The following is a 16,707-nucleotide window of genomic DNA, read 5'->3' as shown; positions in this document are numbered from 1 at the left end:
TCTCGTCTCCTCACCGCGCCTGCACCGACAGGCGTTCGACGATCACCGCATCGCCGCTGTCCTTTGCCGCCGGCGCGACCCTCGCCCAGCTGTTCCAGCCCAGGCGCGGCGGATCGCCCGCTTGTCCGAGCTGGCAGAAGGGAACGTCCTCCTTCTTCAGGATGGCCTGTATGTCGAATTCGAGTGCGGCGCCGACATAGAGCCGCGTCAGGGCGAAGAGCTCGGTGACGGCGCGGCCGCCCGGCGCAAGCTGGAGGTAGTCGGCATAGCCGAGCGGACCGATGACGATGCGAAAGCCGCCGCTGAAATCGTGGATCGCGGCACCCGCCGTCGCATTGACGCCAAGCTGGACGCCCTGCGGTTGGCCCATGCGGCTGCGCTCTTCCGCCGGAATGGCCAGCCAGCGGCCGCGGAACAATTCGATCTCCACCGGCAGGCCGCTGAATTCGGTCAGCATGGCGCGCAGATTGACGGCATTGCGGTTACGCGCGGCGAAGAAACCGGAAAAACGCAGGATCAACTCCTCGTCGACGCCGCTCTTTTCGACGAGCCGCTTGGTGCCGAAACCGGTGAGCGACAGCAGCGTGGTGACGAAAGCATTGCTTGCCCAGGCGCCGCCCCAGCGCAGCCGCCGGGCGATGCGGTATTTCTCGCAGGCATCGGTGAAGAGTTCGGCCATCCGCGCGCCGAAGAGATCGAAGAAGCCGGCGAGCGCCCGCGACCGGTTGCGCTCCTCGCGCATGACGAGTTCGTTATAGGCCGACGGCATCGAGCCGAGTGCGCCGACGAGACCGGCAAGTGCACTGCGGACGGTGGCGCGACCGGCCTTGCGCTTGTAGCCGCTGACCGCAAGCGGCGCCGGCGAGACGCCGACATGGGCGGCGACATCGAGGCGTCCTTCGCCCACCGAAGCCTGCGCGACGCGAAAGGCCGTCACCGGCTCGAAGCGGCCGGGGTCGCGTTCGAGCAGATCGGCAAGGGCGTCTGGTTTGCGGGCGACGGGGAGATCCATGATTCGCTAGCGATCCTTCCTCAAAGCAGCGGGCGGTCGGCGGCGCGCGCCGGCCACCGGGCAATCGGCCTCGACTGGCCCTTCATGCCGATGGTGAGCCGGGTGAAGCTGTTGACCGAGGTATAGAGACTGAAGAAACGGTCGAGCACGCTGCCGAACAGGAAGGCCGAGGGCCGGTCGATGACGGCCGGATCGCATTCCAGTGTGATTTCGGTGCCGGGCACCATGCCGCCGCTGCCGAGACGGGCGGTCGAGTTGGCTGCCTTGATCCGGACCAGCGCGTCGACGAACTGCTTGGTCTCGGGACTGTCCCGGAAGGCATAAAGCGACAGGATATCCTTCAGCGCCGCGCCGCCATTGTCGAAGAGCGACAGGTGGTTGAGGACGAGATGCGAGATCAGCCGCCAGTTCCGGCCCTCCTGATCGTTCATGCGGACCGATGGCGTCGGCGGGATCAGCGCTTCGACGCCCGCCACCGCCTCGTGGCCGGAGGCAAGCTGCAGGAAGGGATGGCCGCCGCCGAAGGGAAGCTGTTCCGGCAAATCGCGGTTGAGGCAGAGCGTGTCGACGCTTGCGACCGCATCGACGGGACCTGAAGAGCGGCGCTGCCTGTCGACGAAGGCAATATCCATATCGCTGGTTCTGTCGTCTTCGTCGAAACGGCGATAGGCCTGCCAGTGAGTCGGGCTCGCGCCTGCCCGTTGCGACCGTCCGAAGAAGGGCTGGCAGAATTCCTCCTGGCCGCGCGATCCGGTGAGCAGAACGCGATCGATCGAATAGATCTCGCGGGTCTTCTGGCGCCGCGCATCGGGCAGGAGACGGTATTCCGTGCGGGTGCCGTCGATGGCGATCGGCTCGCAGACCTGGCGGAAGAGATTGACGACGGGCGTTGCGTTGAGCGCGAAGTCGCGGACGGACACTGCACGCTCCAGTTTGGCGTCGCTCTCCTTGAGATAGATGAAGAGCTCCAGCGTCTCGCCCGTCCAGGCATCGAGCCCTTCGATGTCGAGAAAGAGAAACTTTCTGGGCAGGGCGAAGAATTCGGTCAGCAGCCGGTAGCCGGTGAAACTCGGCGCCGGATAGGGCAGCATGGCTTCTTCGGGCTCGAAGCCGACCGGTTTGAGGCTCCCAGCCGGCAGGAAGACCGGCGACCGATCGTCGGCATGTTTGGCAAGGGCGATGCCGAGCGTCTGATTGGCAAGCAGTTCGTAGATTGCTACCGCCTGTTGCCACGGGGAGGGAATGTGCAGGCGCAGCCGGCTCACGCCGAGGCCGCCGAGGGGCTTTCGGGCATCGAGGCTACGGAGGGACAGCCTGAGGCAGCCGGCAACGCCGGCATAGGGTGAAAGCGGCGCATTGATCGGCTGGCCGGAAAGTCCGGCGCCGGCAATTTCGATCGGCGCCATCTCGACGTCCTGCGTGGTGCGGAAGCGGCAGGCTTCGCCTCTGACCGGCTCGGCCAGCACCTCCGTATGGCGCGGCACGGTCTGGACCGAGGCGAGCGTATCGCTCGGCCGGAACTTGACGATGCTCATCGACGGCAGCGGCGCGAGATAATGCGGATAGAGCGTTTCGAGCAGGCCGTCGGTGAGCTCGGGAAATTCGTCGTCCAGCTTCTGGCGGACGCGGGCGGCCGAATAGGCGAAGCTCTGGATCAGGCGTTCCACATGCGGGTCGTCGGCGACGTCGCCGGTCATGCGCAGGCGGCCGGCGATCTTCGGGAAGGCATCGGCAAAACGCGCGGCCCGACGGCGCAGCGCCAGCAATTCCTCATTGTAACGGTGCAGGAAACCTTCAGCCATTGCCGGCCTCCACGAGGAAGCGCTGGGTCGACGGATCGATGGTCGATTCGAAGCTGATCGGCGGCATGCCTTCGTGCAGGCGGAAGGTCGCCTGGATGCGCATGCGCAGCGCCCGTTCGGTCATCGTCCGGCTTTTCAGGATCGTCACCCTGACATCGGCAAGCCGTGTCTCGAACAGCGCGATCCGCCGCTCGATTACTGCGGCAAGCTTGAGCTTGGCCTGCTCGGTCATCAGATTGGCCGAGACGATGCCGTCGACACCATAGCTCACCAGGGCGTCCCTCAACTCGGAAAGCACGGCCGGCGGCGTCGCCGGGGAGCGCCGTGTGTTGAGCAGCGCCTCGAGATCGCGGCGGATGGCCTCTCTGACCTCTCGCACCTGGTCGACGAAGGTCATCGGCGGGTCGACGGCGCGATCCGGCGCCTCGTCCATCAGCCTGTCGAGGATCGAGCGGGACAGGACACGGTCACGCAGCCGGTAGCGTTCGAGGGGATCAACCATGCGCGACCTGCCTGCCGGCAGCCGTTGCCGGCACGATCTCCAGACTTTGAGTATCATGGAAGGAAACCAGTTCGTCGCCGGCGAGGTAGCAGCGCTGGCCGCGACCGGTGGTGATGCCTGTCGGTTCCTCGATCCAATCGGTCTCGCGGCCAAGCCTGAGCGTCGGATCCTTGCCTGTGCCGTGATAGACCGCCGGCAGAAGCACCGAAGCGGCGGCGCCGTCGATGAGCGACAGTTCGGCACGGCGGAAGGCGAGATCGCGCGGCCGGGCAATCGGCTCGATCGACAGCGCTGCGATCTTGGCGAAATCGATCCACAGATAGCCGCCGCCGGTCATGATCACTTCGAGAGCGTGCGGCGTGCGGTCGTCTAGGTCGCGGAAATCGGAGACCGGTCTGCCGTTCCAGATCAGCGGCCGCTCGTTCCTGAGCTGCTCAAGCGCATCGAGCGCGGTTCGCGCCTCATCCGCATTGCCGTCGCGATGGGCGATGCCGAGGCGAACGGCGAGCTTGTCGAGTTCGCTCGGCCCCTGCGGAAATTCCGGCACGCCGCCGCTCGCAAACCAGGCGTCGCGCGCCGCCATCGCCCGAAGCTCGTTGCGCAGCAAGGCAAAGCCCATCGTCGCGTCGGGAGAGAGAGTGGCGGCAAGGCTGCATTGATTGTCCGCCCGCTGGTAATCGCCGGCAAGCACGAGAAGATCGATATAGAGATGCCGCGCTTCCTGATCCGAGGGCTTGGCCTTCAGATGCGCCTTGACCTCCTCGAGCGCCTCCTCAAGGGCATTGTCTCTGAGCGATTGGGCGATGCTGGCGGAAAGCGTCATGCGGACATCCTCTCGGGTATGGCGACCGGGCGGCTCAGGATCTGGCCGGTGGTCGTGGTCTCGGCGATGAGATGGAAGCTCGTGGCAACGTCATCGAGCTGGAAATGCGGCTGCAGCCGGACCGTGCAGGAGAAGCTGCCGGGCTTGCCCGGAATCTCGGCGACGCCGATGCCGGCGGAGCGCAGGGGAAAGCGCGTGCGCAACGCAATATCGGCATCGTCGTTGCCGAGCGTATAGGCGGTGAGCCAGTCCGCCAGCCGGCGCTCGATCGAGATCGCATCCGAAAGCTGGCCGATTTCGTCACGCATGATGACCTTGAGATAATGCGCGAAGCGCGAGGCGCAGAGCACATATTGCAGCATGGCGGCAAGCCGCGCGTTCTGCCGTGCATGTTCGTTGGAATAATGCGGCGGCGCATGCAACGACTGATTGGAATTGAAAATCGCCGAAGAGGAGAGATAGGTGGTCGCGGCAGGGATGATGCCGAGCTCGCAAAGCTGCTGCTCCTGGCTGCTGGTCAGGTGGATTTCCACTGGCGCCTGGGCGGAAAGTCCGTTGCTCTCCGTGCCGAAATCATAAGGCGGGAGCTCGGCTGCGCTCAGCAGGCCGCCGTCGATCGCATCCTGCGTGACGCCGCGGATATCTGCGAACCAGCCGGAAGCGATGAAATTGCGGATGACAACAGTGGCAAAGGCGAAAGCGGCGTTGCCCCAGAGCAGTGAACTGCCGTCGCTAGCAATGCTTTCGCGGAAGGGAAAGCCGTCATTGCGATCGCGCGCATGCGGTGTGAGCGGCGAACGCATCAGGATACGCGGTGCGGCAAGCCCGAGGAAACGTGAATCCTCACGCGCGCGAAGACCATTCCAGCGGATCCGGTCGGTCTCTGTGGCAAGCCAGGAAAAGTCGTTGACCCGGTTCAGTTCGTGAAAATCTTCAAGCCCGATCGCAAGCGGCGCAGCACCGGCGACGAAGGGGCAGAAGGCGGCGGCCGCCACCATGCCGATCTGCGACAGCGTGCCAACAGGATCGCCGTCGGCGGGATCGGCCGGAGAAAGATGATAGTCGCCGACCAGCAGGCCGAAGGGTTCGCCGCCTGGCATGCCGAACTCGCGGCTATAGATCAGTTCGAACAGGTGGCTCTGATCGAAGTCGCTGGCGCGCTCCATGCTTCGCGCGAGCTCGCGCCAGCTGACGCTGAGCAGCTTGACCTTCACCTCGCCGCGGCGGCTTGCCTCGCGCACGAGCATGGCGAGGCCACGCCATCTCGCCTCCATCGCCTGAAAATCGGGATGGTGGAGGATGGCATTGACTTGCCTGTTCAGCGCCTCGTCGATCAGCGTAATCAGCTGATCCGCCCGGCGCCGCCATTCAGTGCTGGAACCCATCGTCGACCTGACCAAATGTTTCGGAAGAGTTTGGCGCGGCGGCGAACCGCCGCGCCGGACCCTGATTTCATCAGTTCTTCGACGGAATCCGGGCGACCATGCGCAGCGAGGTGGTCAATTCCTCCATCTGCAGCCAAGGGCGCATCCAGGCGACGGCGTTGTAGGCGCCCGGCCTGCCGGGGATTTCCTGCACGGTGACTTTTGCTTCGCGCAGCGGATATTTCGCCCGCGACTCCTCGCCGGCGTCGTCATTGGCGTTGACATAGTTGGAGATCCAGCGATTGAGCCAGGCCTCGCAATCTTCCGCCTCCATGAAGGAGCCGATCTTGTCGCGGCCCATGACCTTGAGATAATGGGCGAAGCGCGAGGTCGCCATCATATAGGGCAGGCGGGCGGAAACGGCGGCGTTGGCGGTCGCCTCGGGCCGGTCGTAGAGCTTCGGCTTATGCGCGGTCTGCGCCCCGAAGAACACGGCATAATCGGTATTCTTGTAGTGGCAAAGCGGCAGGAAGCCGAGTTTGCCGAGTTCGGCGTCGCGGCGGTCGGTGATGCCGACTTCCGTCGGGCACTTCAGGTCCAGGTCGCCGTCGTCGCTGGAGAAGATATGCATCGGCAGGCCTTCGACCTTGCCGCCGTTTTCCGCCCCGCGAATGGCGGTGCACCAGCCGTTCTTGGCGAAGGCTTCGGTCAGGCGCGTGCCCATCACATAGGCTGCGTTCATCCAGCAGTAGGAATCGTGCGACAGCTCGCCGGTCTTGGAGCCGCCTGTTTCGTCGAAGTTGAACTCTTCGATCGGGCTGGTCTTCGGGCCGTAAGGCATGCGGGCGAGCACGCGCGGCATGGCAAGCGTCACGAAGCGGGAATCATCGCTGTCGCGCAGGCTCCGCCACTTGGCGTATTCGACCGTTTCGAAGATCTTTTCGAGATCGCGGGGTTTTGCCAGCTCGCGGAAATCCTCGAAGCCGAACATGCGAGGGCTGGCGGCCGAGATGAACGGCGCGAAAGCGGCCGCGGCGATCATCGAGACCCCCTGCAGAAGCTGGACGTCGTCGAAGGAATTGTCGAATTCGTAATCGCCGATCAGCGCGCCCATCGGTTCGCCGCCGGGTGTGCCGAACTCGTCTTCATAGACCGACTTGAAAAGTCTGGACTGGTCGAATTCGACGGCCTTGGCCAGATCCTTGGCGACATCGCGCTTCGATGCATTGAGCACGCGGATCTTCAGATTGGCGCTGGTCTCGCTATTCTTGACGAGATAGTTCAAGCCGCGCCAGGCGCCTTCCAGCTTGGTGAACTCCGGCGACTGCATGATTGCCGCGAGCTGGCTTGATATCGCCTTGTCGATCTCGGCAATGGCATTGTTCAGGGTGATCGTCAGATTGCGATCATAGGTGACGGTGCCCTTCAGGGCCTGGTCGGTGAGGGTGCGCAGAAGATCCTGCGCACGGTCGGGCTCGGTCTGGCGGGTTGCCGCAACGACCTTCGAGAGCAGGTTCTCATCAGGCGCGAAGCCTACTTCTTCCTTTGTTTGCAATTGCGTTTCGGCGGTCATCTATCGATCCTTTTTGCGAAAGCGGCGGCCCTCGAAGCATGAGGGGTTCCCTTCAAAAGGGGCCGCGGCCGGACAAAGACTCTTCAGGAATTCGCGCGGGCCATCACCGGCCCGCGATCCCAGGCATTCAGTTCAACGCGTCCTTCGCCGCTCCGGCTTCGCCGCCGCCAAGCTGGGCCACCAGCTGCGAGAGATCGGCCTTGTTCTGCAGGATGTCCTCGAGCAGACGCTCGAGCTCCTCGGAGCGGTCCGCCTTGCTCATCAGGTCGCGCAGCTGATTGCGGGCGTTGAGCAGGGCCTTCAGCGCCGGCACCTGATCGACGACCGCGCCGGGTTCGAAATCGGCCATGCTTTCGAATTTCAGCGAAACCGGCAGCTCGGTTCCGTTTTTCTCGAGCGTGTTCTCGACCGATAGGGTGAGGCCCGGCGTCATGCGGCGCATGACGTCGTCGAAATTGTCGCGGTCGATCTGCACAAACTTGCGCTCGCCGAAAGCTTTGAGCGGCTGCGTGGGATTGCCGGAGAAATCGCCGAGCACGCCGACGACGAACGGCAGCTCCTTCACCACCATCGCGCCTTCGGTTTCCACTTCGTATTTAATGTGGACCCGCGGTTTGCGAACCCGTTCCAGTTTCTCATGCACACTTGCCATCGAGATTCTCCTTCGTCTCATCGGCGGATTGCCAATTGAGGATGCTCCGGATTGCGGCCGAAAGCCCGGCCGCGCGCCGCTAGCCTCCCTTGTCGTTTACGGGCTGAATGCCGGCTGCCGTCAGCACCGCATTGCGTGTGTGCTGTTCGGGCAGAAGCTCGGCAAGAAGCTCGGAAAAATCCATGCGGCCGCGACGCACCAGCGTTTCGATCGACATGGAGATCGGTGAATGGGGCTCCGTGCGGCGGAAATAGCGCGCCACGGCGACCAGAAGTTCGAAGGCCTCTTCCCGCGAACGAATCGCCTCAGCGCCGACAGGCCGCGTGCGAACGGTCTCGGCACCGTCGGTATCGCCTGCCTGCAGCGGCTCCAGCCCTTGCAAAGCAGGCGTTTCAGACGCGGCCGGGGGAGCTTCGATGCCGGCGAGCATCCGGATTGCAGACGCCGCCTCTTGCAAAACATTGCGTGTATTCGAACTCGGCGGCGCCTGGTCGCCGCAGTGTTGGTCAAGTATTTCGACCATGCGGTCGAAAGCGGCGATGCACTCGGTCAGCACGCCGAGATAGGCTGACATTTGCGCGACACCGGCTTCTGCTGCCGCCTGCTGCAATTCCTCGCGCCGTTCGGCCTCGTTCGGCCGCTGCGAAAGCTGGAAATCCCAAAGCGAAAATTGAGCGAACTTCCCGTCCGGGATCAACGATGTCAAACGAATAGCCTGGATGAGGGTTCCCTCGCCGCCGACACCGTTGAGGCCTGCGAAGGGCGCGAACCGTTCCTCGAAATCGCTGTCCCCGATCGAATGCAAAGTGTCGAAATACTTGCCTAAAAGCGACGCGGTTGCAACGTAAACATCTCGCAATCCTGAGAAGCCGCGCAGCCGCAGCTGGGCCTCCGCCAGCCAGGCCAATACTTCGATGTCCTTGCTCCGGGAAGAAAGGATCTGCAATCCAAGATTGCTAACATCATGCCAGGCGGGTGCAAGCGCAATAACGTCACCAGGCGAAATACTACGCTCGGCTGTACGTGCAGCGTTTCTCGCGTCTTTAATTCTATAGTATATTTCGCGTGATGCAGTATTAACGCGCACGTTTTCTCCGCACGGGCGATCTGTTTCAAGTGGATCTATAATTTCGTGGACGTTCACGCGGTTAAATACCTCAAAAATCAGAGAATACAGCAGATAGCTGGCATTTTGGGCGGCCTGTATTGGCTTGTCAACCATCTCCTGATGATGACGGATTTATGACGACTTTCGATATGCTCATTTTTTAAAATAGAGTCGTTTTTCTTCTGGACAAGGGTTTATGAGCGCCCTAGTTGTTCTTCGCATCACGAGCGCGCGCTGAATTTCGACGTAAAAACAGGACTAGCGGATGTCCCATATCGATCTCAATCGTCTGATAAGAACGCTTGAGCCCAATTTACGTGTCGGTCTTGAGACAGCGGCTTCGCTTGCTGTGCGTCACCAGCACGCCGTTGTGGACATAGCCCACTGGCTTCGCTCCCTTGTTGATATTGCGGGCTTTTCCGCCGTTTTCGAAGAGCTCGGGACCTCCTCCGCGACGCTGAGGACGGAGCTCGACGCGGCAATCGCCGACATCCCGCGCCAGGATGGCGCCTCGCTGGCGCTCTCCCCCAATCTGCTTGCCCTTGGGAGGGAATCCTTTCTGGTTGCATCGCTGCAATGCGGGCGCAATATCGTGCTTCTCGCCGATCTGCTTGCCGCGCTGCTGAGCGATCCGGCATTGCGGGCCCTTATCCGCGGCATCGCCCCGTCGCTGCGCAATCTCGACAGAGCAAGGCTCGACAGATTGCTGGAGACGGAAGCGCCCGCTCCGTCGGAGCAGCTTTCCGTGTCGGCCGCCTCGGCCGGAGACAATGAATTCCTGCGGCTCTACGCCCGCGATATGACGGCGGACGCCCGCGCGGGCCGCATCGATCCGGTCATCGGCCGTGATCGCGAGCTGCGGCAGGTGATCGATATCCTGATGCGCCGGCGGCAGAACAATCCGATCCTCGTCGGCGAGGCGGGCGTCGGCAAGACCGCGGTGGCCGAAGCCCTCGCCCTGGAGATCGCCGGCGGCAATGTGCCCGCCCGGTTGAAGGACGTGAAGCTGCTGCTGTTGGATCTCAGCCTGCTGCAGGCAGGCGCCGGCGTCAAAGGCGAGTTCGAGAGGCGGCTGCATGGCGTGGTCGATGCGGTGAAGACCTCCCCGCAGCCGATCATCCTGTTCATAGACGAGGCCCACGGGCTGATCGGCGCCGGCGGACAGGCAGGGCAGGGCGATGCCGCCAATATTCTGAAGCCGGCTTTGGCGCGGGGAGAGCTGCGCACGATCGCGGCGACGACCTGGGGCGAATACAAGCGGTTCATCGAAAAGGATGCCGCGCTCACCCGCCGCTTCCAGACGGTGCATGTCCGTGAGCCGGACGAGGAAGCCGCAATCCGCATGCTGCGCGGCGTGGCGGAAGGCCTGAAAACCCATCACAATGTCCGCATCCGCGACGAGGCGATCGTCGCTGCCGTCCGGCTTTCGGCGCGCTATCTGCCGGACCGGCAGCTTCCCGACAAGGCGATCAGCCTGATCGACACGGCCGCCGCCGCAGTGGCGCTGGCGCGCCAGACGACGCCGGAGGCGCTGAAGCTGCTGACCGACGAGCGCGATCTTCTGGAAACCGAGGCGAACTGGCTCGCCCGCGAGCCGGAGACTCCGGAAAAGCGCGCCCGGCTTGGCGAAATTGCTGCCAAGCAGCAGGAGATCGTTTTCGAGATCGAGGCGTTGCGGTCGAAATTCGACGAAGAAAACCGGCTCGTCCGCGAGGCCGACCGGCTGGAGGAGTTTTTCTCGCCCGACGACGCCGTCGTCCCGCTGGCGTCGGCCGACAATACGGGCGACGGCACGAATGTGGCGCCTTTCCCACCGCAGACCATGACTGCCGAGGGCGCCCGCGCGGCCTTGGCCGCGACGGAGCGGAGCCTTGCGGCGGTGGCGGATCAAACGCCTCTCTTGCCGCGGGTCGTCGACAAGGAGATCGTTGCCGCCGTCGTTGCCCGCTGGACCGGAATCCCGTTGGGCAAGCTGCTTGCCGACCAGATCGAGACCGTCAAGACGCTCGATATCAGGCTGAAGGAAAGGGTGCTTGGCCAGGACGCGGCGATCGAGCGGATCGCTTCGGCCATGCGGGCGGCCCGCGCCGGGCTTTCCGATCCGCGCCGGCCGCCGGCCGTTTTCCTGCTGGTCGGCATGTCCGGCACCGGCAAGACCGAAACCGCACTGTCGCTCGCCGACATGCTCTACGGCGGCAGCCGGTACCTCACGACCATCAACATGTCCGAGTTCAAGGAGGAGCATAAGATTTCCATGCTCCTCGGCTCGCCCCCCGGTTATGTCGGTTACGGCGAAGGCGGCGTGCTCACCGAGGCGGTGAGGCGCAGACCCTACGGCGTGCTGCTGCTCGACGAGATCGACAAGGCGCATCCGGGCGTTCAGGAAATCTTCTACCAGGTGTTCGACAAGGGAACGCTGCGCGACGGCGAAGGCCGCGACATCGATTTCAAGAACACCACCATCGTCATGACGGCGAATACCGGTTCGGAGATGATCGCCGCACTTTCTGCCGATCCCGACACGATGCCCGGACCGGATGCACTTGAAGCGCTGCTGCTGCCGGAATTGCAGAAGCATTTCAAGCCGGCCTTCCTTGGCCGCACGACGGTGCTGCCCTTCATGCCGCTCGGCACCGAGACGCTGTCGGGCATCGTCGACATCCAGATCGGCCGTATCCGCGAGCGGGTTGTTGCCACTTACGGGACGACGCTTTCGCTGTCGCCGGAAGCCCGCGACGCGCTGATTGCGCGGGCGCGCACCAGCGAGATGGGCGCCCGCGCCATCGAGGTGATGATCGCCCGCGATCTCTTGCCCGATCTTTCGACATTTTTCCTCGATGCCGTCGCAACGGGCAAGAAAATTACGGGGATTGCCATCGGCTACGATGGCCACCGCTTCGGCCTTGATGCCGACGAGGCCGCCCCGCAGGAATTCGACACGCCGGGGGAAAACCGGTTGTCGGATGAAGTAACCCCGAGCCGCAAGCGCACTCGGGGAGCAGGAAGAAGAAAGGCAACTACGCCTTAGACGCAACTAGGCACTCAACCGCCAACAGGAGAGCTGACAGCATGCCGATTTATCTTCAGATCGACGGAATCCAAGGGGATGCTACCCACGAACAGCATCGCAAGTGGATGGACATCGAAGCCATCCACTGGAACGTCGCCCGCAACATGAACACCTCCGCTGGTTCGGCGGCAAACCGCGAAGCTTCCGAGCCGACCGTTTCGGAAGTGATCCTCACCAAGGTCAGCGACTCCTCGTCGACCAAGCTTTTCCAGGAAGCCTGCTCGGGCCGCACCGGCAAGCGCTCCGTCATCCACCTCGTCACGACGGGCAATCCCGGCGACACCTATATCGAGTATTCGCTCGAGAACACGCTGATTGCCAGCTACTCGATCGATTCCAACGGTGACCGCCCGGTCGAGACGATCAAGCTGAACTTCACCAAGATGGAAGTGAAGTACACGCCTTACGACGACAAGCACTCGCCGCAGTCGCCGATGATCGCCTCTTACGATCTCGCGACCACCAAGGCTGCCTGACGCTTCACGACATCGGCAATGCCAGCCTTGCTGCTGGCATTGTCGTCCCATGTTCTCTCGTCTCCCCAAGGAAGGCGATTGAACAGGTTGTTTTGCGCTTTGGACAATGGAGATGATCGTGTCGGCTGCAACTGAGCGTTTGAACGATATTCTGGTAGAACTGCCCAAGTACAAGTCCCAATGGGAGACGAATGTCTCCAGTCCTTATGTGCGGGCCTACGATCTCGCCGTCGACAATTTCCAGAAAACCACAAAGGCCCAGGAAGCCCGCGACCGCATGCTGGCCGAGCTTTTCGTGTTTTCCGCTTCCGTCTTGACCGGCAGCATCATGATGGCCGCCTTCGCGACGACTTCGTTGCGGGTGCTGGCGGGCCGGGCCGCGCTGAACGTGATCTGCAACAACAACCTCAACCGTACCTTCAGCGTCATGCATGCCGCCGCCAACAGCAAGGTGGTGATGTTTGCGCTTGGCGGCGTCCTCGACGAAGCCAAGAAGCTTGCCAGCAAGCAGGTGACGAGCGCTGCGGAAAAACTGACGAGCAGCGCGCCGATCGCGTCTGCCCCGACCGCTCTGAATTTCAAGACGCGGATCGATGATTTCATCGCCATCAACCACGTCTGCGTGCACGAATTCATCAGGGGCGTGCAACAGGACAACACGATCAGCGAAGCCACCAAATCGAGGCTTGTCGATCTGGTCGGTCAGACGCCGTTCTGCAATCCGCCGGAGAGCCGGCGCGTCGACGAAAACCGGCTGTCCCAGAAGATGGAGCTCTTGTTCTACATGAGCGCCGTCCTGGATTCCGACAAGCTGGTGACCTATGCGCCGTCCACCGGCGGGACCGCCGGCGGCATTGGCCGCGACATCGAATACAGCAAGAAGGCTATTCCGCAGTTGCCTTCGGCATCGGACTATCCAAAGTCCATTTCGCCGCGTTTCACCGGCCGGCCTTTCCAGCCTTACGATCCCGGTCAGCGTGTCGAATACGACAATGTCGGTTCGGTCGTGCGCGATCGCATCAATACGCTCAGCCGTCTCACCGGCAATTCGTCCTTCTATCCCGAGCAGAACTTTGCCGAAAAGCTGTTGATCGATCCGACTGGCGGCGCCCAGATGGCGAAGGCGGAGCAGATCATCAACCGCCTTTCCACCGATGCACGGCCCAGGCAGCTCACCGATGTCAGGATGATCTGAGGCGGTGCCGATGCGATTGACTGACGTCTTGAAGCGTGGATTGATGGGTCGCATGCGATGGCTGGTGATCCCGGCGGCCGTCGCCTGCGTTCTGGCAGCGACTGCTGCCGGCACAACCGGCGCATCCGGTTCCGTCGATCAATCCCTGCTTCAAATCGAGCAGGTGGGAGCCGCCTTTCCGCCACGCCTGCCGCCGTCGAAAATGTCGCCAAGGCCGCGTCCGATCGCGGCATTTCCGAGGCTTCGCAAGTGCAGCCGCTGCTCGAAATGGCCGCACGGTCTTCCTTCAAAACCGACAGCATGGCTGCCGAGATATCGAAGGCCGTGGCAAACGCCGGCGACGATGGCGTCGATCCGAAAGCTCTCGCCAAAGCGGCGACGGCATTGGAAGAGGGGCAGGCAAAGATTGCGCGGATGACCGAAGCGCAGGATCAGACGGCCGCGAAGGATATCGAGACACGTCTTGGCGACCCGGACAATGGCCCGCGCATCAGCCAGCTCGCCGATCTGATGGCCGGCCCGGATCTTGCCGTCGAAACCGCCTTCACCTCGCAGCTCATGTATCTCTCCCTCGAGGCTCTTTCCAATTCCGATACCGAAGAACTGGCGTCCGCTTCGCAAGGCAAGCTGCAGTCCGAAATGTCAAGCGTGATCTCGGCGCTGCGCTCCCGAAACGAGAACGAGAAGCCGATTCCCAAGGATACGGCGCGAGCGAACGAGAAGGCGCAGCTTACCTTTGCGCTCGCCACCCTGTCGGCGCAGGACTTGTCGGTGCTGTCGGATTTCTACGGGAGTCCGGGCGGAAAGGCCAAGCGCGACGCGCTGATCGAAAGTTACAGGCAGGTGGCCGATCGGGCGAATACCGAAATGCTGGGGCAATATTTCTCGGCACTGGCGGATTACCTCAAAACCCATCCTCGGCCGCAACAGCAGTAGTAATCGGCTTTTGAAGACGGAACGTGATGTTATGGACGATTTGCAATCCCTCGCCGCCGATTTCATCCAGGCGAACCGTATTCTGAAGATCGTCTCGCCGCTCGGCGAGGACCAGCTTCTGCCGGAGCGGGTGACGATCGAGGAAGGGATTTCCTCGCTCTTTGAAATCAAGCTCTCGGCCCGCGCCAAGAAGCCATCCGTCAAGCCGGAGGAACTGATCGGCCGGCTGATGGATGTCTCCGTCGAGGTGCAGCAGGGCGAGGATGGCGGCGGCGTGCGCCGGCCGTTCAACGGCCTGGTGACCGAACTCAACGAGGGGCCGCCGATCACCCGCGGCCTCAGATCCTATTCCATGGTGCTCAGGCCGCAGATGTGGTTGCTGTCGCGCCGTTCCGACTGCCGCATCTGGATGGACAAGACCTCGGTCGATATCGTCGAAACGCTGTTTTCCGAGCACGGCATCCCGGCGCCCGATACGTCAGGCGTGATCACGCCACCGCCGCCGCAGCATTATTCGGTGCAGTGGAATGAAACGGACCTTGCCTATCTCACGCGCCGCTTCGAGGAGGACGGCCTGTTCTACTGGTTCTCCCATGAGGACGGCAAACACAAGCTGCATGTGGCCGACGGTGCCAGATCCTGGCTCGGCCCGTCGCCCTCGGCGCAGGGTGAGGGGCGGGTTCGCCTGGCGCAGGGCTCGTCCGACCGCAACCATATCAACGACTGGAGCCGGCGCTATTCCTATGTGCCCGGCCAGCGGGCAGGCGCCGACTGGAACTTCGAGACGCCGCGCATGGTGCCCGGCACCATGACGCCATCCCTGGTGCAGATGCCGGAAGCAACCAAGCGCGAGCTTTACGAATATCCGGCGCGCATTTCGTCCGTCGCCGAGGCGGAGCGGGCGGAAAAACTCAGGATGCAGGCCTCCGAAGCCGATCACGACCGGGTCTTCGGCGGCTCCACATCCCGCATCCTGGAGGCGGGGCGCCGCTTCACCCCCTATGAAGTCGCTCATCCAGATCACGCCTATGAGGAACATGTGGTGGTCAAGGCGGTGCATACCGTCGTCGACCGTTCCTACGAAACCAACAGCAACGAGCCGGAATACACGAACACATTCGAGGCGGTGCCGTCGCGGGTGGCGATGACGCCGCATCGCGAGACGAAGCGGCCGCGGATCGAGGGCACCCAGGTGGCGATCGTCGCCGGCCCTTCCGGCGAGGAGATCCATCCCGACCAGTACGGCCGCATCAAGCTGTGGTTCCCCTGGGACCGCAAGGCGAAGAAAGACGGCTCCGACACCTGCTGGGTGCGCGTGGCGCAGAACTGGGCGGGTTCCACCTGGGGCGGGCAGATCATTCCCCGCATCGGCATGGAGGTGATGGTTGCCTTCGTAGACGGCGACCCCGACCGGCCGCTGATCACTGGGGTGGTGCCCAATCCTGCCAATGCGGTGCCTTATACGCTGCCGGCGAATAAGACCAAGAGTACATTCCGAACTCAAACCCATAAGGGCACTGGCTTCAACGAGATGAGCTTCGAGGACGAGAACGGCCGGGAAGAAATCTACATGCATGCGCAGCGGGATCACCGCATTCATGTCGAAAATTCTCGTTCGAAGCGCGTCGATAACAACCAGTCGGAGTCGGTCGGCCATAACAAGACGATCGAGGTCGGTAACAACCACCACGAAGTGATCGGCGGCAACATGACGCTGATGGTCGGTCCAAACATCCTTCAGAAGGGAGTGACGGCCGCCATGGGTATTCTGCGCAGCAAGGTCGGCGACTTGCTCACCGATAAGCTTGGTGCGTTCACAGATAAACTTGGCTTCCTGTCCGACACGACCATGGGCGAGGGCAATCTCGTGATCGGGGTGGCCAAGAACAAGGCCGAGACGGTGATGGTATCTTCCACAGAAATCGTCGGCGCGGCGAAGTCGATGACGATCGGCGGCGGATTGCAAACGACGGTCGGGGGCATCCGCAACGATTCGACCGCCATCGGCCACTATCAGGAAGTGGGTATGGCCAAGTCCACGGTCGTGGGCAAGACCTACGAGATCGTCGTAGGCAAGACCAGCGTCAGGATGGAGGCGGACGGGACGGTTCACCTCAAGGGCGAAAACGTGACGATCGAGGCGGGACAGGAACTGGTCCTAAAGGCTTCGAAGGTCGATATCCGCAGGAACTGA

Annotated in this window: 13 protein-coding genes; 5 read left to right on the top strand and 8 right to left on the bottom strand. The window is 62.7% G+C overall.

From position 1 onward, the window contains the following. Positions 1-10: 10 nt before the first annotated feature. The 8 genes from tssG to tssA form a co-directional block, all read right to left on the bottom strand. Complete coding sequence (gene tssG, locus QMO82_RS06850; RefSeq protein WP_183609868.1) at positions 11-1,012, bottom strand: type VI secretion system baseplate subunit TssG; 1,002 nt, start codon at positions 1,010-1,012, stop codon at positions 11-13. A gap of 20 nt (positions 1,013-1,032) precedes the next feature. Continuing rightward, positions 1,033-2,814, bottom strand: a complete 1,782-nt coding sequence (gene tssF, locus QMO82_RS06845) for a type VI secretion system baseplate subunit TssF (protein WP_183609869.1) — start codon at positions 2,812-2,814, stop codon at positions 1,033-1,035. After that, positions 2,807-3,316 carry a type VI secretion system baseplate subunit TssE gene (gene tssE / locus QMO82_RS06840; RefSeq protein WP_183609870.1) on the bottom strand — a complete coding sequence of 170 codons (510 nt, stop codon included), beginning with the start codon at positions 3,314-3,316 and terminating at the stop codon, positions 2,807-2,809. Before tssE ends, tssF begins: the two co-directional genes overlap by 8 nt. Continuing rightward, positions 3,309-4,139 (bottom strand): type VI secretion system accessory protein TagJ, encoded by an 831-nt coding sequence (locus tag QMO82_RS06835; RefSeq protein WP_183609871.1) that lies wholly within the window; start codon positions 4,137-4,139, stop codon positions 3,309-3,311. The genes tssE and QMO82_RS06835 overlap by 8 nt, the downstream gene beginning before the upstream one ends. Further along, on the bottom strand, positions 4,136-5,524 hold the full coding sequence (tssC, locus tag QMO82_RS06830) for a type VI secretion system contractile sheath large subunit (RefSeq protein WP_183609872.1): 1,389 nt from the start codon (positions 5,522-5,524) through the stop codon (positions 4,136-4,138). The genes QMO82_RS06835 and tssC (QMO82_RS06830) overlap by 4 nt, the downstream gene beginning before the upstream one ends. A gap of 70 nt (positions 5,525-5,594) precedes the next feature. Beyond that, positions 5,595-7,076 (bottom strand): type VI secretion system contractile sheath large subunit, encoded by a 1,482-nt coding sequence (tssC, locus tag QMO82_RS06825; RefSeq protein ID WP_129421088.1) that lies wholly within the window; start codon positions 7,074-7,076, stop codon positions 5,595-5,597. 127 nt (positions 7,077-7,203) lie between these two features. Beyond that, positions 7,204-7,728: a type VI secretion system contractile sheath small subunit gene (gene tssB, locus QMO82_RS06820; protein ID WP_183609873.1), complete on the bottom strand. Its 525-nt coding sequence runs from the start codon at positions 7,726-7,728 to the stop codon at positions 7,204-7,206. Between the two features lie 79 nt (positions 7,729-7,807). Further along, on the bottom strand, positions 7,808-8,815 hold the full coding sequence (tssA, locus tag QMO82_RS06815) for a type VI secretion system protein TssA (RefSeq protein ID WP_283196520.1): 1,008 nt from the start codon (positions 8,813-8,815) through the stop codon (positions 7,808-7,810). Positions 8,816-9,101: 286 nt separating this feature from the next. Between tssA and tssH the strand changes: the two genes are divergently transcribed. The 5 genes from tssH to tssI all read left to right on the top strand — a co-directional run bounded on the left by tssH (position 9,102) and on the right by tssI (position 16,707). Further along, positions 9,102-11,864: a type VI secretion system ATPase TssH gene (gene tssH / locus QMO82_RS06810; protein WP_183609874.1), complete on the top strand. Its 2,763-nt coding sequence runs from the start codon at positions 9,102-9,104 to the stop codon at positions 11,862-11,864. 41 nt (positions 11,865-11,905) lie between these two features. Then, the gene (locus QMO82_RS06805; protein ID WP_003575677.1) at positions 11,906-12,382 is read left to right on the top strand and encodes a type VI secretion system tube protein Hcp; all 477 of its coding nucleotides are present in this window, start codon (positions 11,906-11,908) and stop codon (positions 12,380-12,382) included. Positions 12,383-12,500: 118 nt separating this feature from the next. After that, positions 12,501-13,577: a hypothetical protein gene (locus tag QMO82_RS06800; RefSeq protein ID WP_183609875.1), complete on the top strand. Its 1,077-nt coding sequence runs from the start codon at positions 12,501-12,503 to the stop codon at positions 13,575-13,577. A gap of 57 nt (positions 13,578-13,634) precedes the next feature. Beyond that, a complete protein-coding gene (locus tag QMO82_RS06795) occupies positions 13,635-14,513 on the top strand; it encodes a hypothetical protein (protein WP_283196518.1) in 879 nt (292 codons plus the stop codon). 31 nt (positions 14,514-14,544) lie between these two features. Then, positions 14,545-16,707, top strand: coding sequence for a type VI secretion system tip protein TssI/VgrG (gene tssI, locus QMO82_RS06790; RefSeq protein ID WP_283196517.1), 2,163 nt, complete (start codon positions 14,545-14,547; stop codon positions 16,705-16,707).

This window comes from Rhizobium sp. BT04, from assembly GCF_030053135.1.
GTDB classification, from domain to species: Bacteria; Pseudomonadota; Alphaproteobacteria; order Rhizobiales; family Rhizobiaceae; genus Rhizobium; species Rhizobium binxianense.
This window is presented reverse-complemented; position numbering and strand designations above follow the sequence as displayed.

Excerpts from the sequence above, each read along its gene's own strand:
- tssE (WP_183609870.1), bottom strand. The coding sequence starts at position 3,316 with ATGGTTGATCCCCTCGAACGCTACCGGCTGCGTGACCGTGTCCTGTCC.
- tssB (WP_183609873.1), bottom strand. The coding sequence starts at position 7,728 with ATGGCAAGTGTGCATGAGAAACTGGAACGGGTTCGCAAACCGCGGGTC.
- tssC (WP_183609872.1), bottom strand. The coding sequence starts at position 5,524 with ATGGGTTCCAGCACTGAATGGCGGCGCCGGGCGGATCAGCTGATTACG.
- tssC (WP_129421088.1), bottom strand. The coding sequence starts at position 7,076 with ATGACCGCCGAAACGCAATTGCAAACAAAGGAAGAAGTAGGCTTCGCG.
- QMO82_RS06835 (WP_183609871.1), bottom strand. The coding sequence starts at position 4,139 with ATGACGCTTTCCGCCAGCATCGCCCAATCGCTCAGAGACAATGCCCTT.
- tssH (WP_183609874.1), top strand. The coding sequence starts at position 9,102 with ATGTCCCATATCGATCTCAATCGTCTGATAAGAACGCTTGAGCCCAAT.
- tssI (WP_283196517.1), top strand. The coding sequence starts at position 14,545 with ATGGACGATTTGCAATCCCTCGCCGCCGATTTCATCCAGGCGAACCGT.
- QMO82_RS06795 (WP_283196518.1), top strand. The coding sequence starts at position 13,635 with ATGGCTGGTGATCCCGGCGGCCGTCGCCTGCGTTCTGGCAGCGACTGC.
- QMO82_RS06805 (WP_003575677.1), top strand. The coding sequence starts at position 11,906 with ATGCCGATTTATCTTCAGATCGACGGAATCCAAGGGGATGCTACCCAC.
- tssG (WP_183609868.1), bottom strand. The coding sequence starts at position 1,012 with ATGGATCTCCCCGTCGCCCGCAAACCAGACGCCCTTGCCGATCTGCTC.
- tssF (WP_183609869.1), bottom strand. The coding sequence starts at position 2,814 with ATGGCTGAAGGTTTCCTGCACCGTTACAATGAGGAATTGCTGGCGCTG.